Source organism: Mesorhizobium sp. M4B.F.Ca.ET.203.01.1.1, assembly GCF_004791025.1.
GTDB lineage: Bacteria > Pseudomonadota > Alphaproteobacteria > Rhizobiales > Rhizobiaceae > Mesorhizobium > Mesorhizobium abyssinicae.
In genome coordinates, this window is the sequence record NZ_SRUO01000196.1 from 1 (window position 1) to 315 (window position 315).

Genomic DNA, 315 nt, shown 5'->3' on the forward strand with positions numbered 1-315 from the left:
CGCGCACGCCATTGGGCAGCACGTGCCGGATCAGCTCCAGCTGCTCCTGCTTGCCGGCGCGCTCGAGCTTCTGCTCCAGCTCGTAGGCCTTGTCGAAATAGTCGGCCACCGCATGCTTGTAGCGGTTGGTGATGAACACCAGGGTGTCGCAGCCGGCCTCGATGGCTTCATCCACGGCGTACTGGATCAGCGGCCGATCAATGATCGGCAGCATCTCCTTCGGCACAGTCTTGGTTGCTGGCAGAAAACGCGTCCCCAGCCCTGCCACCGGGAATACTGCCTTGCGAATTCGCTTGCTCATTGGTGCCTGTTCGC

At 61.9% G+C, this 315-nt stretch carries 1 protein-coding gene; it reads right to left on the reverse strand.

All coding sequences use genetic code 11. The annotated features are described in order from the left end of the window. Positions 1 to 301, reverse strand: a 301-nt coding sequence (locus tag EN846_RS34295; protein ID WP_245518774.1) for a sugar phosphate nucleotidyltransferase, incomplete at its 3' end; no start/stop codon positions are given. Positions 302 to 315 lie beyond the last annotated feature (14 nt).